Source organism: Paraburkholderia lycopersici (genome assembly GCF_900096975.1).
In the GTDB taxonomy this organism is placed as follows: Bacteria; Pseudomonadota; Gammaproteobacteria; order Burkholderiales; family Burkholderiaceae; genus Paraburkholderia; species Paraburkholderia lycopersici.
Genome location: NZ_FMYQ01000017.1, coordinates 101,505 through 124,083, shown reverse-complemented (window position 1 = coordinate 124,083; position 22,579 = coordinate 101,505). Strand labels below are relative to the sequence as shown.

The window sequence follows — 22,579 nt, the reverse complement described above, 5'->3', positions numbered from 1 at the left end:
CGCTGTCAAACGACCGCGTCCGCCTGCGCCGCATAGCGGCTCGCCGGACGCGGCAAACCGTAGTGCTCGCGCAGCGTCGTGCCGTCGTAGTCGCGCCGGAAAATGCCCTTGCGCTGCAGCAGCGGCACGACATGATCGACGAACGCTTCGAGCCCCGAAGGAAACACGTCCGCGTTCAGATTGAAGCCGTCGGCCCCGCGCTGGACGAACCAGCGCTCGATATCGTCCGCGATGGTCTCGGGCGTGCCGACGAGCATCCGGTGCGCGCCGGGATTGCGATCGAGCAGATCGCGTACCGTCAGGTTCTCGCTGCGCGCGAGCAGCACCGTCGAGCGGATGAAGCCGCTCGACACGTCGGTGCGGTCGCCCTTGTCGATCAGGTCGTAAGGCAATGGCGCGTCCAGTTGCAGATCGGCCGCGCGAACACCGAGCGCCCGCGCGAATTTCGCGAGTTCGGCGCCACGGTCGAGCAGCGCGTCCATCTCGGCCTTGCGCTGACGCGCCTCGGCCAGCGTGCCGCCGATCACCGGATAAAGCCCCGGCAGGATCAGCAGATGATCGGGGTTGCGCCCGTGCGCGGCGGCGCGCGCCTTGATGTCGCGATAGAACGCCTGGGCGCCGTCGAGCGTCGTCTGCGCGGTGAACACCGCGTCCGCGTGGCGCGCGGCCAGCGCGACGCCCGCTTCGGAGCCGCCCGCCTGCACGAGCACCGGCCGCCCCTGCGGGCCGCGTGGCACGTTCAGCGGCCCCATCACCTGAAAATTCGGACCAGCGTGCCCGATCGCATGGACGCGCGCCGGGTCCGCATAGCGCCCGTCCGCGCGGTCGGCGACGAGCGCGTCGTCTTCCCAGCTATCCCACAGCTTGAGCACGACCTCGACGAACTCGGCGGCGCGCGCGTAACGCGCCGGCTTGTCCGGCGCTGCGCCGGTGCCGAAGTTCGCGGCGGCCGCCGGGTCGTAGGTCGTCACCGCGTTCCACGCGACGCGGCCTCCGCTCAAATGATCGAGCGACACAAAACGGCGCGCGAGATTGAACGGATCGTTGAACGTCGTCGACGCCGTGCCGATCAGGCCGATGTGCTGCGTGACGCTCGCGAGCGCCGTGAGCAGGACGGTCGGCTCGAACGATTGCGACGGCCCGCTCGCGTGGCCCTGCAGCGCGAGCGAGTCCGACAGGAACACCGCGTCGAGCTTGCCGCGCTCGGCCACGCGTGCGATCGTCGAGAAGAACTGGAAATCGATAATCGACTTCGGATTCGCGAGCGTGCGCCAGCCGGCCGGATGACGGCCGACGCCGGTCACGTTCGTATTCAGATGCAGCCTGCGCGGAGCATTCATGGGTTTCCCTTCGTACGATGTGGTGCGATGTCAGTTCGTGCCGCGCAACGCCGCGAGCCGGGCTTCGCTGCGTGCCTGAGTCGGCGTGTCGAAATCGACGACGTCGATCGACGCGATGCCGTCCCGCTCCAGTTGCGCGACCAGTTGCAACTCCCACGCGAGATATGCGCGCATCTGCTCCGCCACCGCATCCGGCGCGTAGTGGTACGGGCTGTACCAGGCGTCGGCGTCGCCGGTGAGGTTGCCGTCGTCGCCGCTCGCCTGCGGCAAGCCGAGCGCGAGCCAGCGCTGCGTGCCGCCGAGCAGCGCCCCGACGCCGGGCCGCCGCTCGCGCAGTTCGTCGGCCAGCAAGCCCGCGAGCACGCCGTCGCCGGAAGTCAGCACGAGCTGGCGCGACGGGTCGTCGATGCGCTCGAGCCACGCTTCGAGCGCGCTCGCGGCGACGAAGCGCGCGCCGGCGATATGTGCGCGGCGAAACGCGAGGCTGCTGTCGACATCCACCACCTGTGCCTCGCCCGCCTCCAAAGCCTGCGCGAGCCGGTCCGCCTCGATCCACTGCGTGCGGCCCGGCGCGCGCAGGATCGCACGCGGCTCGGCACCGGATTCGAACGCGGCCGGCTGCCCGGCGGCGGCGTCATCGAGCACGAATACGTGCAGATAGCCGAGTTGCACGAGCCACGACGCGGTCATCCGCGCGCGCACGCCGTCGTCGTCGCCGAGCACGACCCGCGCGTGCAGCGTGCCGACGTACTCGTCGGTCGCCTGCACCAGTTGGCCGCCCGGCGCCGATCGCCAGCCGGCGCGGTGCCCGGCCTCGTATTCGAGCGGATCGCGCACGTCGAAGCAGTACAGCGTGTGCGTGCCGGTCTCCTGCTCGAAACGCGCGAGCGTTGCGCGGTCGATCTCGACCACGCCGGCCTTCGCGGCCGCGCGCCGCGCGAGGCTGCGCGCGTCGGCGAGCGTGGCGTCGTCGGGCCGCGCGGCCGTGCGGATCTGTCCGCGTTCGAGTTCGAGACCGGACAACAGCCACGACATCGAGCCGCCCGTGAGCGCGGCCACCGGGTTCGGAATGCCCGCGTTCACGAGCGACTGCGCGCCGAGAATGCTGCGCGTTCGGCCCGCGCAGTTCACGACGATCAGCGTCTCAGGCGACGGCGCCGCCGCAAGCGCGCGGTACACCAGCTCGGCGCCCGCGCACTCGACGCCGCCCGGAATGTTCATCGTCCGGTATTCGGCAAACGGCCGGCTGTCGAGCACGACGAGATCGCCGCCGGCGTCCTGAAGGCGCTTCAGCGCGAGCGCATCGATATTCGGCGTATGCAGCCGATGCTCGATGACTTCGCCGAACGCCTTGCCCGGCACGTTGGTCCCGCTGAACACCTCGAACCCGGCTGCTTCCCAGCCGCTCACGCCGCCTTCGAGAATCGCCACGTCCGTGTAGCCGAAACGCGTGAGCCACGCGGCGGCGCGCGGCGCGTCCTCGCCCGCTTCGTCGACGAGCACGACCGGCACCGACCGACGCGGCACGAGCGCCCCGACCACGAGGCCCAGCCGGCCGGCCGGCGCGACCGACGAATAGAACAGGCGGCGGCGCGCGGACACGCCTTCCTCGCGCACGTCGAGAACGGCGATCTCGCGGTGCTTTTCGGCAAGCGCGGCACGCAACGCGGCGGGGTGAATCGTTGGGATGGTTGAAGGACTCGTCATGGGTGACACAAGAAGGAGGTCAAAAGAACGCGGCCGACGGCAGCGCGACGCCGTTGATCGCGTGGTTCCCTAGCGCCCTCGCCTTGTAGAGCCCCGGGTTGTGCGACGCGATCGTGCGGATGTTCCGCCAGTGCCGGTCGAGCTGCGCGCTCTGCTTCGCGGCCGACGCGCCGCCGACGTCGAACAGCCGGGCCGCCGATTGCAGCGCGAGCGGGTCGATCACGACCTTCGCTTTCGCGGCGCGGCGCGCGGCCTCGACGAACAGCGCTTCGTCGGGCTGGCCCGCAATCGCGCTGTCGAACGCCGCCCCGAGCACGGCCGCCGCGTTCAGCACCGCGGCCTCGGCGACGAACGCCGCGCCCTGCAATTCGCCCACCGCTTCCTGAAGCAGCGGGTCCTCGGCCGGGCGCTGCGCGACCGCGTGGTAGTAGTTGCGCTCGCGGCGCTGCACGAGAGCGACCGCGTCCTTCGCGACGCGCCGCACAATGCCCGCCACGATCGTCGTCAGATAAAGCTGCGCGAACGTCGCCTGATGCGCGACCTTCACGTCGTCCGCGAGCACGAGCACGTCGTCGCCGGCCACTTCGGCGCCCTCGAACACGGTCGTGCCGCTCGCGGTTTCGCGCTGCCCGATGCCGTCCCAGTCGTCGCGGACGTCGACGCCCGGCTGCCGCACCGACACGCGCGCGGCGACGAACCGGCCGTCCGGCGTTTTCGCATTGACGATGACGTTGTCCGCGTACAGATTGCCGGTGCTGTAGTACTTCGTGCCCGTCAGCCGATGGTTCTCGCCCGAGGGTTCGAGCCGCGTGTTGCCGTCGCCGTCGCCGACATGCTGCGTGCCGAGTTCGCTCGCGCCCAGCCCGAACAGCTCGCCGTCGTGCACGCGCGCGATCCACCGCGGGTACGGTTCGACGTGACGCGCGCGCAGCGCCTTTTCGACGAACGCGAAATGGTTGCGCAGGATGTGCGGAATGTTCGAGTCGGCCTCGGCCAGATCGAGCACGAGTTCGAATAGCTGCACGAGCGTCGCGCCGCCGCCGCCCTCCGCCTTCGGCACGCGAAACACGCCGAGCCGCGCGGCGCGCACGAGCGCGATCGCATCGCGCGTCCCGGCTTCGCCGCGGTCCCGCGCGAGCGCGCCGGCCGCGATCGCGGCAACCAGTTCCCCCAGCGCCGCCGAGCCCGGTTCCACCGGTGCCGTGCGCAAGGCGTCCGCCAGATTCGAATCGGTCGTTCCCATCGGTCAGTCACTCCTCGTTCGTTGAATGGGCCGGCACCCGCAGGCCCGCCTGTTCCATGAGCGGCAGCACGGCCGAGCCGAAATACTCGAGATCGGGCTCGAAGTCGAAGAACGTCAGCTGCACGCCGTCTATGCCCGCCGCCTTCAGGCGCAGCAGGTCGTCCACCACGCGCTCGGGCGAGCCGATGATCTGGATGTTGCCGCCCAGCACGCGCTGCTCGCGCTGGTGGTTGCGCCACGCCTGCGCGTCGCTGCGGCGGCCCGTGAAGCCGTCCACCGCGCCGAAATCCGCATGGGCGAGAATCGCGTCGTGATACGCGCGCGCCTCGCGCGCGGTCGGACGGCACACGATGGTCGGATTGATCAGCGTACGCAGCTTGCGTCCGTGCTTGAGCGCGGTCTCGCGAATCCGGGCGGTGTGAGCGGGCAATACGTCGAGCGCCGCGTCGATCTGCGCGCCCGCCGGACTCGTGACGAAAATCAGATCGGAATGTCTGGCCGCGTACTCGATGCCGGCCGGCGAACTCGTGGCGTTCACGAGCACTGGCCGGCCGTAACGCGGCTTCGGCGAGACGAACGCGTTGCGCGTCCTGTACCAGCGGCCGTCGAACGTGAGGTTGTCGTCGAGCGACCATAGCTGCTCCATCAGATCGACGAACTCGGCCGCCATCTCGTAGCGCTGGTCGTGCTCGAAATGGCCGACGCGGCCGAACATCTCGGCTTCGTCGATCGAATGGCCCGTCACCATGTTCAAGCCCCACCGGCCGCCCGAAATGTGATCGAGCGTCGCGCCGAACTTCGCGAGATGCAGCGGATGCCAGTTGCCGTACAGGATGTGCAGCGTCGAGATCAACAGGATGCGCTGCGTGATCGAGGCGAGCGACGCGATCGTGATGAACGAATCGAGCGACTCGCGCCGATAGCGCGTCGCGCCGCCGTGCCCGTCCTTGCCGAGCCACTGCGCGAGACCGAACGCGAGGTCGAAGCCGAGCGCTTCGGCGCGGCGAGTCAGGCGCGCGTTGTAGTCGAACGACCAGTCGGTCGTGCGCGGCAGCGTCGACATCGACCAGCCGCCGCTCTGGATCGGCAGGAACAGGCCGAGCAGCAGCGGCTGATGCAGCGAGCGGGACAGCGGGCTATCGGGGAATTCTGCGGGAGACGGGATCGACATGGGAGACTCGATAAAAGGATCACGCGCGGCGCACGGAGGCGAGCGACGCATACCCGCTCATTGGCGCATTGCCGAAGCCGGCGAGACTCCGCGACTGGACCGCATGGAAATGCAGTTCGAGCAGATCGACCGACGGCGCCCGCTCCTGCGCGATCGGCCGCATCGGGTCGATGAACGGCTTGCCCTTGCCCCCGGTAGCCGGGGTGCTTCGCGAGCCGGATAAAGTTGCCGCGATTCCATGACGAGCGGCGATCCGGCCGAGCGCGGCATCGGCCGATGCCGCGCCGGGAAACGCCAATGCCGCCGTCGCCACCGCGCGCAGCACGGGCAAGCGGCGCAACCGCGGAAGGTTCGGCAGGACTGGGCGAAAAGCGGCGATTGACATGAAGGCTCTGGCCAACGGCGGATGGCGAAGATGACGAACCAACAAGCGTAGATACGCCACGCCGCGATGAAAACGAATCTGATCTGCTATGGAAAGCAGGAGCGCCGCATATCGTTGTGACGAAACCTTGGTTCGAAAGCCGTGCCATGCTTCCTAGAATGTTCGGCTGTATGACGACCTTGAGCGCCCGGAGCATGACATCGCTCGCCTGCCGCCACGCCGGCGCGGTAGCCCCGGCAAACGCGGACGAGGCCGCGCGCGAGCGCGAAGTCCGCACGCGATGTGCGAGCGCAAGCGGTCCGCGAACGCGTGCCGCCGCGGCGAAGTGCGCGCCGTCGAGGACCGCACGCGCCGATCTTTCACGTGCCGCGCGTCGAACGCACGCGGCGCTTCCTGCAACACACCACTGGCGGCCGGCACGCGGCCCTCTGAATCCTCATGACCACGAACGCCTCCACCCAAACCGACCCGCATACCGCCGCCCGCACCGATGCCGTCGCCACGCTGCTCGCGACGGTCGGCGCGATCGTCGCGCGCGACGGCATCACGCGTGAATCGCTCGCGCGGATCGGCGCGCAACTCCAGACGCTCGCGACCCAGGCCACGCTGTTCCCGCGCAGCGCGTTCCCGCCGCCCGACGCCGCGAGCGGCGACACGTCCGCGCGCTACCGGCTGAATCCGGGCAGCGACGGCATCGCGCTGTATCTGAACTCGCTGTTGCCCGGCAAGACGACGATTCCGCACAACCACGACACGTGGGCCGTGATCGCGGCGGTCGAGGGCGGCGAACTCAATCGCGTCTATCGCCGCACCGACGACGGCAGCGACGCCGAACGCGCAACGCTCGCGCTCGACCGCGAAGTGATGGTGCAGCCGGGCACGCCAATCGAGTTCCTGCCCGACGACATCCATAGCATCCACGTGACCGGCATTACGCCGACGCTGCATTTCCATCTGTACGGCCGGCCGCTCGAAACGCTCGACGGGCGGCTCGGCTTCGAGCCCGACAGCGGCCGCATCGTCCGCTACAACCGCACGCATCTGCACCGTCAAACACAGGCGGTCGGCTGATGAACGCGCACGCCGGCGGCGCGTCGGGGGTCCGCACGGGCACCGAGCGCTTCGCGGGCAACGCCGATCAGGCGCGGGCGTTCCGGCGTCCGTCTCATTGATCGCCTCACTGATTCGCTCCCATGACGCTTTCTGCAAACGCCCTTCCGCTCGTCGACGCACGCACCGTGCGCGCGTTCCTCAACGATGGCCGCGAGATCGCGCTAGTCGACGTCCGCGAAGCCGGACAGTTCGGCGAAGGCCATCCGTTCTTCGCGATCCCGCTGCCGTATAGCCGGCTCGAACTCGACGCGCCGAAGTTGCTACCCCGGCGCGAGGTGCGCATCGTGGTGCTCGACGATGGCGCATCCTCGGTGGCGGCGCGTGCCGGCGCGAGGCTGGCGCAACTCGGCTATCGCGACGTATCGATACTCGAAGGCGGCGCGCGCGGCTGGGCCGATGCGGGCTATACGCTGTTTCGCGGCGTCAACGTGCCGTCGAAAACGTTCGGCGAACTCGTCGAGCACGCGTATGGCACGCCGCACATTTCCGCCGCCGACCTCGATCGCCAGCGTGACGCCGTCGTGCTGCTCGACGGACGCACGCGCGAAGAACACCGCAAGATGACGATCCCCGGCGCGGTGTGCTGCCCGAACGGCGAACTCGCGGCGCACATCGACACGCTGGCGCCATCGCCCGGCGTGCCAGTCGTCATTCATTGCGCGGGCCGCACGCGCAGCATCATCGGCGCGCAGACGCTACGCAGTCTCGGCGTCGCGAATCCGGTGTTCGCGCTCGAAAACGGCACGCAAGGCTGGGCGCTCGCCGGCTTGCCGCTCGAACATGGAAGCACGCGCGGTCATTCAGGCACGGCGACGGAAGCCGCGCGCGAGCGTGCGAGCGCGCTCGCACGACGTTTCGGGGTTAGGTCGCTCGACGCGCGCGAAGCCCACGCCTGGATCGACGACGCAACGCGCACGACGTTTCTGCTCGACGTTCGCGCGCCCGAGGAATACGCACACGACGGCCTTCCGCACGCGACGCACGCGCCCGGAGGACAACTGATCCAGGCGACCGACCAGACCGTCGGCGTGCGCGGCGCACGATTGCTGCTCGTGGACTACGACGGCGTGCGCGCGCCGGTCGTCGCGCATTGGCTCGTTCAACTCGGCTTCGAGGTGGCGACGGTCGCGGCGGATATCGCGGCTTCGCGGCCAACGCGCGCTTGCGCGCGTGAGAAAGCGGCCGAGGTCGTCGCGCGAAACGCGCCGCCTGCACTCGATGCCGAAGCGCTGCGCGCCGCCGCCGCCCCCGCCGCATCACCGGTCGTGCTCGATCTACGCGCGAGCGCTGCGTGGCAACAAACGCGCGCGGCCGGCTCGCATTGGACCACGCGCGCGATCGTGTTCGACACGTTGCGCGCCGCCGAGGCGTCGCCGGACACACCGCTGGTCCTGCTGGCCGACGATCCCGCCACCGCCGCCCTCGTCGCCGCCGATCTGCGCGATGCCGGCTACCGGCACGTCGCACGCACCGCGCGCGGACTCGACACCTGGCGCGAAGCGGGCCTGCCCGTCGACTCATCGGGCCCGCTCCTCGCGGACAGCGACCGCATCGACTATCTGTTCTTCGTGCACGACCGCCACGACGGCAATCTCGACGCCGCGCGCGCCTATCTCGCCTGGGAAACCGGCTTGATCGCGCAGTGCGAGCCGGATGAACTCGGCGTGTTCCGCGTCGGCGAGCCGTCATGAGCACGCGCCCTCGAACCGCCGCGACCACGGACAGCCGCGCCGACGACGCGATCGTCCGCGTTCGACCGCGTATGTACGGCCACGGCCTGATGTCACTGCGCGTGTGGCCGATATCCGGTTACGCCATCTGACTGATCGTTTTCCGGAAACGCCGCAGCGACAGCAGAAAGAGCACGGCTCCGATCGCCACCAGCGTGAGAAAGGGCTTCCATACGACGTCGATTCCCGCGCCGCGGTACAGGATGGCCTGCCCGAGTTCGACGAAGTGCGTGGTGGGCGCCGCGAGCATGATGTCCTGCACCACGGCCGGCATACTCTCGCGCGGCGTGATGCTGCCCGACAGCATCTGCAATGGCAGCAGCACGAGCACCATCAGCATTCCGAACTGCGGCATGCTGCGGGCGATCGTCGCGAGAAAAATCCCCATCGACGTCGTGGCGAAGAGGTGCAACGCCGCGCCGACGAGGAACAACGTCACCGACCCTTCGATCGGCACGTGCAGCGCGCCGCGCACCACGAACGTCAGCGAGAACGCCGCCGCGACGAGCACCACCAGCCCCATCGACCACACCTTGGCCAGCATGATTTGCGCGGGCGTGACCGGCATCACGAGCAGATGCTCGATCGTGCCGTGCTCGCGTTCGCGGATCAGCGCCGCGCCGGTCAGGATGATCGACAGCATCGTCACGTTGTTGATGATCTCCATGAGCGCGCCGAACCACGACTGTTCGAGGTTCGGGTTGAAGCGCATGTGCGTTTCGAGGTCGATCGGCAGCGCGCTGCTCCCCCGGTAGCGCCGCACGAAATCGCTGATTTCGCCGCCCACGATCTGCTGGACATAGCCGCTGCCCGTGAACGCCTGGCTCATGCGGGTGGCGTCGACGTTCAGCTGGATTTCGGCGTGCCGCCCGGCCAGCACGTCGCGCTGGAAGTCCGGCGGAATGCTGAGCGAAAACGTGTACTCGCCGGAGTCGAGCCCATGATCGACCTGCGCGGCGCTGATCAGCACCGGCGTGCCGAACTGCGGCGGGAAGAACGCCGAAATGATCCGTGCCGACAGCGGCGAGCCGTCCTCGTCGACGAATGCGATGGGCGCCATGTGCAGCGTGTCGGGCTGCGCGGTGGCGGCCGAATAGATCGAGGCGGTGAACGTGAAAACGATCAGCACCAGCATGATCGGGTCGCGCAACAGGCTCCACAACTCCTTCACGCCGAGCCGGTAGACATTCAGGAGCGCGCGCATCGTCACTTCTCCTGCTTGCGAAGCAGCATGAGGGTCGTGCCGAGGATCACGGGCACGGCCGCGACGAGCGGCCAGAACTGGGCGCGCAGATCGGCGAAGCCCAGCGCCTTGTTGAACACGCCGCGGCTGATCGTCACCATGTAGGTCGCCGGATAGATCTCGCCGATGAGCCGGCCGCTGCCGCTCATCGAGGAGAGCGGATTGACGAGCCCGGCAAACTGTACCGCAGGAATCATGGTGCCGATCATCGTGAAGAACATCGCCGCGATCTGGCTGCGCGTGAAAGTGGACGCCAGCAGGCCGATGCCGGTCGCGACGACGCTGTAGATCAGCACCGCCGCCAGCAGCGTCAGGAAACTGCCCTTCACCGGCACGCCGAACGCGATGCCGGCGAGCAGCGTCATCAGCAGAAAGTTGAGCACCGCCAGCAGGATGTACGGAACCTGCTTGCCGATCAGGAATTCGGCCCGCGTCACGGGCGTGACGTACAGGTTGATGATGGAGCCGAGTTCGCGCTCGCGCACCACCGCGAGCGCGGTCAGCATGGCCGGCAGCATCAGCAGCAGCAGCGGAATGATCGCCGGCACCATCGCGGGCAGGCTCTTCACGTCCGGGTTGTAGCGAAAGCGCGTCTCGATGTCGACCTGCGCCGCAGGCGCAACGCCGAGCCGGTGCAGGCCCTGGTCCGCCAGCCACGCGGCGTGCATACCCTGAACGTAGCCGCGTATCGTTTCGGCGCGCTGCGGCATGGCGCCGTCGATCCACACGCCGATCTGCACGGGGTTGCCGCGTTCGACGTCGCGCGCGAAATTGGGCGGAATCTCGAGCGCGAGCGACAGGTCGCCGCTGCGCATCCGCCGGTCCATGTCGGCGTAGTCGGCAAGCGGCGCCTGCTGCACGAAATAGCGGGACCCCGAGATGTTGAGCGTGTAATCACGGCTCAGTTCGGTCTGGTCGCGGTCGAGTACGGCAAAGCTGAGATTCTCCACGTCGAGGCTCACGCCGAAGCCCATCACGCACATCAGCACCAGCGAGCCCAGCAACGCGAGCGCCGCCCGCACCGGGTCGCGGCGCAGCTCCAGTGCCTCGCGCCACATGTAGCTGAGGGCGCGGCGCAGGCTGAAGCGGCGATGCGCACGGGCGACCGGGTCTTGCGGCGGTGCATCCGCCGGAGGTGCCGGATCGGCCTCTTCCGTGCCGCTGCCGGCTTCCGCCGCTTCCGCCGTCTCGCCTCCGGCGTCGGTCAGGTAGCCGATGAAGGCCGCTTCGAGCGTCGCGGCGCCGCGCGCGCGAATCAGCGCGGCGGGCGCGTCGCTCGCGAGCACGCGGCCCGCGTGCATCAGCGAGATCCGGTCGCAACGCTCGGCCTCGTTCATGAAGTGCGTGGAGATGAAGATCGTCACGCGGTCGCGGCGCGCCAGATCGAGCATCAACTGCCAGAAGGTGTCGCGCGCGACCGGGTCCACGCCGGAAGTGGGCTCGTCGAGAATCAGCAGCTCGGGCCGGTGCACCATGGCAACCGCGAGCGAAAGCCGCTGCCGGATGCCGAGCGGCAGGCTTTCGGGCAGCGCGTCCAGCGCATCGGCGAGGCCGAAGCGGCTCACCATCTCGCTCACCCGCGCCGGGATGTCGTGCTCGGGCACGTGAAAGAGGCGCGCGTGCAACACGAGGTTCTGGCGCACGGTCAGCTCCCCGTACAGCGAGAACGCCTGCGACATGTAGCCGACCCGGCGACGGGTCTCCGTGTCGCGCGGATCGACCGGATGGCCGAACAGCGTGGCCGTTCCTTCGCTGGCCGGCAGCAGGCCGGTGAGCATCTTCATCGTGGTCGACTTGCCGCAGCCGTTCGAGCCGAGGAAGCCGAAAATCTCGCCGCGGCGGATGCGGAAACTCACGTGATCGACGGCGACGAAATCGCCGAAGCGCATCGTCAGGTCGTGCGCCTCGATCGCGATGTCGGTATCCGCGCCGTCCTGCAGCGGCGTGATCCGGACAGGCTGGTGGCCGCGCCGCCGCTCTTCGGGCAGCAGTGCGATGAAGGCGGCCTCCAGCGTGTCGCAGCCCGTGCGCGCGAGCAGTTCGGCCGGCGTGCCCGTGGCGAGCACGCGGCCCGCGTCCATGGCCACGAGCCAGTCGAACCGCTGCGCCTCGTCCATGTACGCGGTCGCGACGATCACGCTCATGCCCGGCCGGCCCTCGCGGATGTGCGCGATCAGGCTCCAGAACTGCGCGCGCGCGAGCGGATCGACGCCCGTGGTCGGCTCGTCGAGGATCAGCAGGTCCGGATCGTGGATCAGCGCGCAGCACAGGCCGAGCTTCTGCTTCATGCCGCCCGAGAGCTTGCTGGCGGGGCGCGCGAGGAACGGGTACAGGCCCGTGCTGCGCGTCAGGTCGTCGATGCGGCGGCGGCGCTCGCGGGCGTCGTGGCCGAAGAGCCGCGCGAAGAACTGCAGGTTTTCCTCGACCGAGAGCGTCGGATACAGGTTCCTGCCGAGCCCCTGCGGCATGTAGGCAATGCGCGGGCAGACCGCGTCGCGATGGCGTGCCGACGCCATGTCGCCGCCGAGCACGCCGACTTCGCCCTGCTGGATCGCCCGCGCGCCCGCCGCGAGCGCGAGCAGGCTCGACTTGCCCACGCCGTCCGGCCCGATCAGTCCGACCATGCAACCGGCGGGAACGTCGAGGGTGACGTCGTCGAGCGCGCGAACCTTGCCGTAGCGCAGACTCACGCCTCGCAGACGAACGACGGCCTGCGCAACGGCTTGCACGGAAGGCATCGCGTTCACTGCGGCACCCTGGCCGCCAGACTGGCGGGCCAGTTGGCGGCGGGGTCGATCCTGACCCACGCCACGCCGGGCAGCCCGGTCTTGACCAGCTTCAGATGCCGGAGCAGCAGTTCGCGGCTGATGCGCGCCTTGATGCGAAACATCAGCTTTTGCCGTTCGCTCGCGGTTTCCACGGTCTTCGGCGTGAACTGCGCGGTGCTGGCGACGAACGAGACCGTGGCGGGAATCACGTAGTCCGGCGCCGCGTCGAGCACGATGCGGACCTCGGTGCCGAGCGCCACCTTGCCGGCCGCCGTCTCGGGCAGGAAGAACGTCATGTAGACGTCGGACAGATCCACCATGTTGAGGACCTTGCCCCCGGCGGGAAGCACTTCGCCCGGCTGGGCCACGCGGTACTGGACCCGTCCGTCGCGCGGCGCGACGAGCTGGCTGTCCGTGATGTCCGCATCGACCCGCGCGATGGTCGCCCCGGCGGCGGCCACCATCGAGCGCGCGGCGACGAGCTGCGCGCGGGTCGCGGTGATCGCCGCGTCGGCGGCCGCCACCTGGGCCTTGGCCGCGCTCACGGTGGCCTGCGCGCTGCGCTCGCGCGCGCGATCGTCGTCGAGTTCCTGCATCGACGACGCGCCTTCGCGCGACAACGTTTCCGAGCGCGCCAGCTTGCGCTGCGCGGCATCCAGTTCCGCTTCGCGCTGCGCGACGAGCGCCCCCGCGGCCACCTTGTCGCTTTCGCGCTGCGCGACCTGGGCCTCGATGCTCGCGGCGTTGTTGATCGCCTGCTGGTGCTGGGCCTGCGCCTCGTCGAGCTGCGCCTCCAGTACCTGCACCTCCATCTTCGCGAGCGGCTGCCCGGCCTTCACGAAGTCGCCCTCGTCGACATAGATGGCGTCCACGCGGCCCGCAAGCTTCGTCGCGACGTCGATCTCGGTGGCCTCGATGCGGCCGTTGCCGCTCGCAAAACCATCGCCCGGACCGGTGTCCCGCAGGTGCGTCCATGCGTAGTAGCCCGTCGCCACGGCAACCACCAGCAGCGCGGCAGCGGGTAACAGCTTCTTCATCGGGACATTCATTGCGACGAATCCTGTGTCGGAGGTTGTGCGGATGAGGACGGCGTCTGTTCCCCGGTGGCCGGGGGCAGCGCGCCGCCACCGAGCGCCGCGTACAGCGCGACGCGGCTCGACAGCAATGCGGCGCGTGTCTGCACGAGCTGCTGCTGCGCGGCGAGCAGGTCGCGCTGCGCGTCGAGCACTTCCAGAAACGGCGTCGCGCCGTTGTCGTAGCGCAGTCTGGCAAGCCTCGCCCGCTCCGACTGCGACGCGAGCGTCGCGCGCGCGATGCCGACCTGGGAGGTCAGCCACTCGCGGGCCGACAGCGCGTCGGACACGTCGCGAAACGCGGACTGGATGGCCTTTTCGTACTGCGCGACGGCCTCGTCTCGCTGCGACTGCGCCAGTTTCAGGTTGGACAGGTTGCGGCCGGCATCGAAGACCGGCAGCGAGAGATCGGGCAGGAACAGCCACGTCCCCGTGCCCGAGGCGAACAGGCTGTGCAGCGCCGAGCTGCTCGTGCCGAACGAACTGGTCAGCGAGATGCGCGGAAAGAACGCCGCGCGCGCCGCGCCGATGTTGGCATTGGCCGCGCGCAACTGATGCTCCGCGGCGACGATGTCGGGACGGTCTTCGAGCAGCGCGGACGGCAAACCGGCGCCCAGGTCGTTGCGCACGCTGGTATCGTCGAGCGCCTGCGGAGCGGGCGAAAGCGAAAGCGGTGCGCCGACCAGCAGTTCGAGCGCATGGGCCTCGGCGGCGCGCGACTGTTCGAGTTGTGCGTCGAGCGCCTGGGCCTGCTGCAGCAGGATCTCGGACTGCTCCAGATCGAGCCGCGAGATCGCCCCGACCTCGAAGCGCCTGCGGAAAATGCGCAGCGACTCCGCACGGCTCGCAATGGTTTCGCGAGTCAGCGCAATACGTTCGTCATACTGGCGCAGATTCAGATAGCTGTTCGCGACCTGTCCGATCAGGCTGACGGTCGCGGCGCGCCGCGATGCGTCGCTCGCAAGGAAATCCTCGAGCGCCACGTCCTTGAGGTTACGCACGCGACCCCAGAAATCGAGTTCCCAGTTGCTTTCGACGAGATCGACGTCGTAGAAGCTGCTGATCGTCGGCTGATTCAGCAGAAAGCCACCCGGCGTGCGCAGACGCGCGTACGCCGCGCCCGCGGAAACCGAGGGGAACTGGTCGGCGCGCCGGACGCCATAGGCGGCGCGCGCCTGCTCGACCCGCTGCACGGCGATGCGCAGGTCGCGGTTCTGCTTGAGCGCCTGCGCGATCAACGCCTGGAGTTGCGGGTCGGGAAAATAGTCGCGCCAGGACGTGCGGGACGCCGCCCCCGTGCCGCTATCCGGCGCGTCGTGCGGCCATGCGTCGGGAACGGGCATCGACGGGCGTTCGTAATGCGGAGCGAGCGACATGCAGCCGGATACCCCCCCTACACCGAGGGCCACTGCCAGGGTGCCCAGTGCGAGCGTCCGGTATCTGTTTCGCGTTCCGGAAGTTCCGTTAGCAGAGGTCTGATCGCGCATGGCTTCGCCAGCCTGTCCAATGAATGGGGCAAGTCAGACTTATAGCGGCACCGAATATCGGCGAGGTTGATCCAGGTCAGTTAACGACCGACCAGTCGGTAACTACTATCGCTTTGGCAGACCATAAACTGCAGCATCGTGGACCGTTCGGTACGGCGACCCGTGCCTTTGGGGAGGAGATATGGCGCAACAGCGCACTGAAAATGGCAGGCGCCGCCTGCCACCGGAAATAAGAACGACACAGATTCTCGACGCCGCGCTTGCCGAATTCTCCGAACGCGGCTTTGCGTCCACACGAATCGACGACATCGCGGCGCGTGCGGGGCTGTCAAAGGGGGGCGTCTATACGCACTTCCGAAGCAAGGACGCGGTGCTCGAGGCATTGCTCGGGCTTTTGCTGAACGCCTCGGTCCTTGACGAACGCGCACTCACCGCCGGCGAAGTTACGGTGGAGCGCGTGATCGACCTGCTGGCCGGCGAGCTGTATACGTGGTGCACGCGCGAACCCTTCGTCGCCACGTTCCGGCTACTGATGGCGGAAAGCGTCCGCTTGCCCGGCCTCGTGGAGCAATGGCGCGAACAGGCAGAAAGCGCCTACGTCATCGCAGTGGGCAAGATGGTGAGGAAGGGCGTCATGCAGGGGCACCTGCGCCCCGGCGCGGCGACGAAGAACCCGCTGTTGCTCATTGCGCCCATCACGCAGATGTGCGTTCGGCGGGCCATACGTTCGGAGCCTTTAAGTCGGCGCGAACTGACAAGTCATCGCGCGGCCTATCGGCAGCTTCTGCGCGAGCTGCTCGAACCGCGCTGCGCACCGGATTGCGTCAACGCGAGTTATGGCGCGAAATGAAAGACGTCTTGCTGCCGCCATGGCGGCGCGTTTTGCAAAATCCGATGGATCATGTCGGCATCCGCGGATATCGGCGAAGGGCTGCATCTGCGCTTTTCCGGCCTATGAGGCCGCGCCGCTCGCCGCGACGCGTACGGCCAAGCCGGAACAATTCACGCCATGAACAGCGGTCAGCAGAACGGCGCGCGATAAATAAAAAACCCTTGATTTGCAGGGCGTTTGCGCGTTCGACGAAATGTCATGAACGCCTGTAAACAGGGAGTATTTCCCCCAGGATGACAAATTCCGCACGGTCGTACAAAAATAGGCCCCATCAAACGTAGCATTCCGTCAACGTTGCACACCCCTCGTCAGTGGAGGAGCGATCGGTGAACGCGCATTCATTCCGGCTCATGCCTGGCAGGCCCAAGATGACCCCGCGCTCGCCCACGCCCTTCCTGCGCCCGCGTGCGGGTCCCTTCAGCCGCGCGCGCCGCGCCGCACCGTAGCATTCCCAGCATCCCGATCCGCGCGGTTCCGTGAGGAACCGTGGCCCCCTATTGCCTGAAGCGTTGCCTGAAGCGCCCGAAACACCCTGTCACCATCGATCTCAACCCATACATAACACTAAGGATGACGAAATGTTACAACGCGACAACCTCGGCACGAAGTGGCTGGCGCGCTGCCTCGCGGCGGCCGGACTGATGAGCGCGGCGGGTGTCGCGAGCGCGCAGAGCAGTATCACGCTGTACGGCATCATCGACGGATCGATCCTCTATACGAGCCATACGATGAACCTGCAGACGGGCCAGAACGCCGGTCACCAGTTCTCCTTCACGGACAGCGGCATGTCGGGATCGAACTTCGGCATGCGTGGCACCGAGGACCTGGGCGGCGGCCTGCGCGCGGTGTTCGCGCTCGAAAGCGGCATCAGCGTGGCCAACGGCAAGTTCAACAATTCCAACGGCAACTTCTTCGGGCGCCAGGCGTGGATCGGCATGGAAAGCCCATATGGCACGTTCAAGGCCGGTTTGCAGTACTCACCGTTCTTCCTCTCGCTCTACCAGACGGACCCGCGCGGCATGTCGTACTTCGGCAGCGGCCTCGTGAGCTATGTAGACAACGTGTATGTGACCGGCCTCTTCAACAGCAACGCGCTCACCTACACGTCGCCGGAAATCGCAGGCATTCAGGCGATGGGCATGTTCGCCATGGGCGGCGCGGCCGGCGACTTCCAGGCAGGACGCCAGTACTCGGCAAGCCTGCGCTACCGCATTGCGGGCCTCACGCTCACGGGCGCACTGTACAGCGGCAACGCCGGCGGCAGCGCCGCCACCACGCCGATTCCGGGCACGGTGGAATTCGTGGGCCACACGATCGGGGCGAGCTATCGCTTCCCGAACTCGCTGACGATCTCGGCTTCCTACGCGCTCTACAAAGTTGCCCAATCGTTCGACAACAGCGTCTACTCAGGCGGCCTCAGCTATATGATCACGCCCTACCTCGACGTCGATGCGGGCGTCTGGTACACGCGCGACGGCAACGACGGCAGCAATCATTCGCTCATGGCCTCGAGCGGCGTGCAGTTCTTCCTCTCCAAGCGCACGACGCTGTACGGTCAGGTCGGCTACGTGAACAACCATGGGCGCATGGACACGGGCTTGTCGATCAACAACGCACTGTATGAGGTCGCGGGCTCGACGGTGGGCGCGAGCATCGGGATGCGGCATCTCTTTTGATGCGTGCGTGCCGCCGCGTGCGTTGCACGGCACGGCGCCGCTCTGGCCAGGTGCGTCGCGGCGCGCTCTCGCGCCGCACGCCAACGTCACCTCTCGCCAGTTCGCCGCACTGCGAGCAGGCTTGACCCGGCGCCGGCTCGACAGGCCCGCGTGAAGCGCCGACAATGAATGCCCTTCACGGCGCGTCAGTCCTGATCGGCGGGGCGGGCCCGCCGTACCGCGCACGGGGCACTCATGCAGAAGACAAACGTTAGCAATCGACATTTCGACACGATCATCGTCGGCGCGGGCTCGATGGGCATGGCGGCCGGCTACTATCTGAGCCGTCTCGGCAACAAGGTGCTGCTGCTCGACGCGGGCGATCCGCCTCACGACCAGGGCGCTCATCACGGCAGCACGCGCCTCATCCGTCATGCTTATGGAGAAGGCGCGGCATATGTGCCGCTCGCCCTGCGCGCGCAGCAGCTTTGGGAAGACCTGGAGCGGCAAACGCAAACCACGCTTTTCGCGCGCACGGGCGTCGTCAATATCGGCATGCCCGACGACCCGTTCCTGCGCGAGGTGCAGCTCAGCGCGGCCCGTCACGGCATCCCGCTGGAAACGCTCGACGCCGCACAGACCTGCAAGCGCTGGCCCGCATGGCGGCTCGCGGCAGGCCAGATCGCGAACTTCGAACCCGGCGCGGGTGTGCTGTATTGCGAGCGCGGCATCGCCGCGTACCGCCAGCTCGCCGCCGCGCTCGGCGCCACGCTGGGCACGAACGCGCGCGTCACGCGCATCGAGTGCCATGGCCGGGAGAGCGCCAGCGTCTGGACCGACAAGAACGAGAAATTCTCGGCCCGCGACCTGATCGTGTGCGCCGGAAAATCGACGCGCGATCTGCTCGCGCCGCTCGGCCTGGACGTTCCGGTCACGCGCGTGCGCAAAACTTTCGCGTGGTTCGAGCCGGCTGCCGGGCTCTTCGCGCCCGAGCGCTTCCCCGGCTTTTTCGTCGCCTCGGAGGTCGGCGGCTACTACGGCTTTCCCGATCTCGACGGCAGCGGCCTGAAGCTGGGCCGCCATGACCTGGGCGAGCCCGTTCCGGTGAACGCGCCGCTCGCGCCATTTGGCGCCGAGCCCGCCGACCTCGGCGATCTGCGAGCCTTCCTGCAGCGCTATCTGCCGGGCGCGGGCGAACTGCGCATGGGCCGGGCGTGCGAATACGACATGACGCCCGACACGCATTTCATCATCGATCGGGTGCCCGCCTGCCCGAACGTCCATCTCGCAACCGGTTTTTCGGGGCACGGGTTCAAGTTCGCGAGCGCGATCGGAGAAGCGCTGGCCGAGCGGATCACGCAGGGCGAGAGCCGGATCGACCTCGCCATGTTCGCGCGCCGGCGCTTCGCGTAACGCTCGCGCCAAGCCTAATTGGCGGGAATCGTCACGACGGGCGCCTTGGCGCTCGTATCCGCCTCGGCGAGCGCCATGAGGTTTTGCACGACCGTGAACGCGTATTTCGAATCGAAGTCGCCACGTTCAATCCAGTAGGCCGTGCCGCCATATTCGACCTCGACATAGGCGTCAGCGGGCGCCTTCGGCCCCTGGCGCACGACGATGATCGGACGCGTTTCGCCCCCGATCAGGCCGACGGTCGGTTTCGTCGCGCCGCTCGCCACCTGCTCGGGCGGCACCTGTACCTGCGCGCCGATATTGGTCAGGATGCCGAGCACCGAGCGCGTCACCATGGGAATGCGATTGCCGCCTTGCGCCGATGGCCCGTAGACGATCTGATACGTGCGCGTGTCCGCCGCCAGATGCAGCAGTTCGCGCACACGCGCAACGTCCGACGAGACGTTCGGCGACTGCGCGCTGTTCGTCGCGCCGAGCGCGAGAAATACGCTGTTCGCGCCGTTCTCGCCGCGCGACTCCACGTTCAGCTCGCCGGCCAGTTGCAGGCGCCTGAGCGTCTGCAGCAGCTGGAAGAAGCCGGCCGAGCCCGCGCTGCCCTCACCGCCCAGCGCACTGCCGTTCTGCAGCCCGCCGATCGATTGCGCGCTGATACGCAACAGCAAATCGATGGGGATGCCGCCTTCCGCGAGCGGCAGCACGAGTTCCGGCGCCAGCGGCCTGATGTAGGCGGAGGCGAACGCCTCGCCCGTGGTCGGCGTGAACGTGAAGGTCGGACGGTTCGAATAGGTGACGTTGCCGGTGGCGAGCGCATAGTTCGGCTGCGCGCCTGAACCGAGGTTGGCGGTCGCGCCCGCCGTCGAGTCGAACTGATACGCCGCGATGATCGAACTGACCGTCAGGAAGGCCGGCGCATCGCCATAGCGCAGGCCGACGACCGCCGCGAGTATTTCGCGCTTTTTCGCGTCGCCGAGCGCCCTCGCGTAATCGACCTGATCGGCGCGCAGACGCGTCGGGCCGATGTGGACGCACGCCGTGCCCAGCAAGGCCGAGCATGAAACTGCCAGAATCGTGGCTTTTGAAGTCATCGGGAGCTTGTGCGAAGAAAGTGGGTCCGCGCGCACAGGCAGCAAGTGTTGTGCCCCAATATTTCAGAAGCGCAAGCGGGGTGGCCTCCTCCTCATGCGCGTGGCGCGCACGCCTGCGCCCGCGCAAGCAGCACTTCGCGGTCGCGCGCGTTCTGAGTGAGCGCTGCCGCGCGCTCGAATTGCGCGCGCGCCTCGGCGTACCGGCCCAGCTTTTCCAGCAGATCGCCGCGCGTGGCCGGCAGCCACGGATAGTGGCGCAGCACGCTTTCTTCGCAAAGCGCATCGACGAGATCGAGCGCCGCCTGCGGTCCTTGCGCCATGCCCACCGCCACGGCGCGATTCAGGCGCACGACGGGCGAGGCGTCGAGCTTCAAAAGCGCATCGTAGATCGCGACGATCCGCGCCCAGTCCGTCGCTGCCGCACTCGGCGCGCGCGCGTGGCACGCGGCGAGCGCGGCCTGCAACGCATACGGGCCCGGTGCGCCCGCACAACCTGCTCCGCGCGCGAGCGCGGCCAGGCCGCGGCGGATCAGCAGGGCGTCCCAGCGGCTGCGGTCCTGATCGGCGAGCAGCACAGCGCGTCCCGCCCGGTCCACGCGCGCGGGCAGGCGCGACGCCTGCAACTCCATCAGCGCCGCGAGGCCGTGCGCCTCCCCCTGAGCCGGCACGAGTCGAGCCAGCATGCGTCCCAGCCGCAGCGCTTCTTCGCAGAGCGCGGGCCGCGTCCAGTCCTTGCCTGCCGTAGCCGTATAGCCTTCATTGAAGATCAGGCAGATTACTTCGAACACCGAATCAAGACGCGGTTCGAGGCCGGAAAGCCGCGGCACTTCGAACGGCACCTTCGCCGCCGCAAGCGTGCGCTTCGCCCGCACGATGCGCTGCGCGACGGTCGCCTCGGGAACGAGAAACGCTCGCGCGATCTCGGCCGTGGTGAGGCCCCCGAGCAGACGCAGCGTGAGCGCGACGCGCCCCTCCTTCGGCAACACCGGGTGGCACGCCACGAACATGAGCCGCAGCAGGTCGTCGCCGATTTCGTCCTCGCGCGCGGCGTCGAGCGCCTCCACGAAATCGGGCGCGAAATGCGCTTCGAGCGCTTCGAGATCCGAACCCATCGCCTCGTGCGCGCGGGCATGCGAGGCCGCGCGCCGCAGGCGGTCGAGCGCACGATGTTTCGCGGCGGTCATGAGCCACGCTCCGGGGTTCTCAGGAATGCCGCTCGTCGGCCAGCGCTCGAGCGCGGCGACGAACGCGTCCTGCGCGATTTCTTCGGCCACGCCCACGTCGCGCACGACGCGCGCGGCATGCGCGATCACTTTCGCCGATTCGATGCGCCACACGGCTTCGACCGTGCGGCGCGTCGCGGCAAACGCGTCGTGCCCGTCGCGCGCTTGCGTCACGACCCGTGTGCGCCCTTTTCGACGGCCGCTGGCGACATGTACATCAACTCCCAGATGTGGCCGTCGGGATCTTCGAAGCTGCGGCCGTACATGTCGGTGCCGCACTCCATGGGCGGCCGCTTCGAGCTGCCGCCCGCCGCAAGCGCCTTGTCGACGAGCGCATCGACTTCCTCGCGCGAAACGCACGAGAGGCAGGTCAGCACCTCGGTGCTTTCGCGGGCGTCCACGAGCGCCTTGTCGGTGAAGTTGCGCATGAAGCCGGTGGTGAGCAGCATGGCGTACATGTTCTCGCCGAGCACCATGCAGGCCGCTTGATCGTTGGTGAATTTCGGGTCGAACGTGAAACCCAGCTGACCGAAGAAGTCCATCGAGCGCTTGAGGTCGCGCACGCCCAGATCGACGAAAATGTGCTTATGCATGATCGGATTCTCGCAGTAACCGGCTTGACGTTCAGGAAGCCTTACGTTCTTCCTCGAGCTTGCGAAACCGCTCGATGCCCTCGCACGGCGCGAAGTCTTCGAGCTCGTAGAGCTGACGCACCTCGATCTCGCCGTCATCATGCTTGCCGAACGGCGCCGGGAAGCGGCGCGCCCATTCGAGCGCCTCATCGCGCGATCGCACCTGGATCAGCGTATAGCCGGCGATCAGTTCCTTCGTTTCGGTGAACGGGCCGTCGACGATCGTCGGCTTGCCGTCCCTGTAGCGCACGCGAAAGCCGCGCGAGCTGGGCTGCAGCCCCGAGGCGTCGAGCAGCACGCCCGCCTTCGCCAGCGCCTCGTGATAACTGGCCATCTCGGCGAACATTTCCGGGTCGTCGGGCGTCTCGCCCGACTCGCTCAGTGCGTTCGCGCGCACCATGATCATGAATCGCATTGCC

At 68.0% G+C, this 22,579-nt stretch carries 18 protein-coding genes; 5 read left to right on the top strand and 13 right to left on the bottom strand.

Annotation, left to right across the window (positions count from 1 at the left end):
* Positions 1-5: 5 nt before the first annotated feature.
* From BLU17_RS18990 to BLU17_RS18970, 5 genes are read right to left on the bottom strand one after another with little or no spacing between them, the layout of a single operon-like run.
* The gene (locus BLU17_RS18990) at positions 6-1,340 is read right to left on the bottom strand and encodes an LLM class flavin-dependent oxidoreductase (protein ID WP_091999605.1); all 1,335 of its coding nucleotides are present in this window, start codon (positions 1,338-1,340) and stop codon (positions 6-8) included.
* Positions 1,341-1,370: 30 nt separating this feature from the next.
* Positions 1,371-3,047: a rhodanese-like domain-containing protein gene (locus BLU17_RS18985; RefSeq protein WP_091999602.1), complete on the bottom strand. Its 1,677-nt coding sequence runs from the start codon at positions 3,045-3,047 to the stop codon at positions 1,371-1,373.
* 19 nt (positions 3,048-3,066) lie between these two features.
* Positions 3,067-4,290: an acyl-CoA dehydrogenase family protein gene (locus tag BLU17_RS18980; protein ID WP_091999599.1), complete on the bottom strand. Its 1,224-nt coding sequence runs from the start codon at positions 4,288-4,290 to the stop codon at positions 3,067-3,069.
* 7 nt (positions 4,291-4,297) lie between these two features.
* Positions 4,298-5,461 carry an LLM class flavin-dependent oxidoreductase gene (locus BLU17_RS18975; protein WP_091999596.1) on the bottom strand — a complete coding sequence of 388 codons (1,164 nt, stop codon included), beginning with the start codon at positions 5,459-5,461 and terminating at the stop codon, positions 4,298-4,300.
* A gap of 19 nt (positions 5,462-5,480) precedes the next feature.
* On the bottom strand, positions 5,481-5,891 hold the full coding sequence (locus tag BLU17_RS18970; RefSeq protein ID WP_218137028.1) for a hypothetical protein: 411 nt from the start codon (positions 5,889-5,891) through the stop codon (positions 5,481-5,483).
* Positions 5,892-6,284: 393 nt separating this feature from the next.
* On the opposite strand from BLU17_RS18970, the gene BLU17_RS18965 reads away from it, so the two are divergent.
* Together BLU17_RS18965 and BLU17_RS18960 are read left to right on the top strand one after the other, a co-directional pair.
* Positions 6,285-6,917 carry a cysteine dioxygenase family protein gene (locus tag BLU17_RS18965; protein ID WP_091999590.1) on the top strand — a complete coding sequence of 211 codons (633 nt, stop codon included), beginning with the start codon at positions 6,285-6,287 and terminating at the stop codon, positions 6,915-6,917.
* Positions 6,918-7,039: 122 nt separating this feature from the next.
* Entirely contained in the window at positions 7,040-8,650 is a 1,611-nt protein-coding gene (locus tag BLU17_RS18960) for a rhodanese-like domain-containing protein (protein ID WP_091999587.1), read from the top strand.
* A gap of 118 nt (positions 8,651-8,768) precedes the next feature.
* Here the strand turns inward: BLU17_RS18960 and BLU17_RS18955 are convergent, their stop codons facing one another.
* The 4 genes from BLU17_RS18955 to BLU17_RS18940 are packed head-to-tail and all read right to left on the bottom strand — an operon-like array spanning position 8,769 to position 15,281.
* Positions 8,769-9,893: an ABC transporter permease gene (locus BLU17_RS18955; protein WP_091999585.1), complete on the bottom strand. Its 1,125-nt coding sequence runs from the start codon at positions 9,891-9,893 to the stop codon at positions 8,769-8,771.
* Positions 9,894-9,895: 2 nt separating this feature from the next.
* Positions 9,896-12,670, bottom strand: coding sequence for a ribosome-associated ATPase/putative transporter RbbA (gene rbbA, locus BLU17_RS18950; protein WP_091999708.1), 2,775 nt, complete (start codon positions 12,668-12,670; stop codon positions 9,896-9,898).
* A 5-nt stretch (positions 12,671-12,675) separates the two neighbouring features.
* Entirely contained in the window at positions 12,676-13,749 is a 1,074-nt protein-coding gene (locus BLU17_RS18945; protein WP_091999582.1) for an HlyD family secretion protein, read from the bottom strand.
* Positions 13,746-15,281 carry an efflux transporter outer membrane subunit gene (locus tag BLU17_RS18940; protein ID WP_425434108.1) on the bottom strand — a complete coding sequence of 512 codons (1,536 nt, stop codon included), beginning with the start codon at positions 15,279-15,281 and terminating at the stop codon, positions 13,746-13,748. Before BLU17_RS18940 ends, BLU17_RS18945 begins: the two co-directional genes overlap by 4 nt.
* Before the next feature lie 160 nt (positions 15,282-15,441).
* Between BLU17_RS18940 and BLU17_RS18935 the strand changes: the two genes are divergently transcribed.
* From BLU17_RS18935 to solA, 3 genes are all read left to right on the top strand, one after another.
* Positions 15,442-16,110: a TetR/AcrR family transcriptional regulator gene (locus BLU17_RS18935; RefSeq protein ID WP_091999575.1), complete on the top strand. Its 669-nt coding sequence runs from the start codon at positions 15,442-15,444 to the stop codon at positions 16,108-16,110.
* 620 nt (positions 16,111-16,730) lie between these two features.
* Positions 16,731-17,828, top strand: coding sequence for a porin (locus BLU17_RS18930; RefSeq protein WP_245746920.1), 1,098 nt, complete (start codon positions 16,731-16,733; stop codon positions 17,826-17,828).
* 234 nt (positions 17,829-18,062) lie between these two features.
* Positions 18,063-19,220 carry an N-methyl-L-tryptophan oxidase gene (gene solA / locus BLU17_RS18925; protein WP_091999573.1) on the top strand — a complete coding sequence of 386 codons (1,158 nt, stop codon included), beginning with the start codon at positions 18,063-18,065 and terminating at the stop codon, positions 19,218-19,220.
* 14 nt (positions 19,221-19,234) lie between these two features.
* On the opposite strand, the gene BLU17_RS18920 is transcribed toward solA, so the two are convergent.
* The 4 genes from BLU17_RS18920 to BLU17_RS18905 form a co-directional block, all read right to left on the bottom strand.
* Positions 19,235-20,305, bottom strand: a complete 1,071-nt coding sequence (locus BLU17_RS18920) for a hypothetical protein (RefSeq protein WP_091999570.1) — start codon at positions 20,303-20,305, stop codon at positions 19,235-19,237.
* A 92-nt stretch (positions 20,306-20,397) separates the two neighbouring features.
* Positions 20,398-21,702 carry an RNA polymerase sigma factor gene (locus BLU17_RS18915; RefSeq protein ID WP_245746919.1) on the bottom strand — a complete coding sequence of 435 codons (1,305 nt, stop codon included), beginning with the start codon at positions 21,700-21,702 and terminating at the stop codon, positions 20,398-20,400.
* Positions 21,699-22,121 carry a VOC family protein gene (locus tag BLU17_RS33860; protein ID WP_245746918.1) on the bottom strand — a complete coding sequence of 141 codons (423 nt, stop codon included), beginning with the start codon at positions 22,119-22,121 and terminating at the stop codon, positions 21,699-21,701. The genes BLU17_RS18915 and BLU17_RS33860 overlap by 4 nt, the downstream gene beginning before the upstream one ends.
* A 31-nt stretch (positions 22,122-22,152) precedes the next feature.
* Positions 22,153-22,575, bottom strand: a complete 423-nt coding sequence (locus BLU17_RS18905) for a YciI family protein (protein WP_091999561.1) — start codon at positions 22,573-22,575, stop codon at positions 22,153-22,155.
* Positions 22,576-22,579 lie beyond the last annotated feature (4 nt).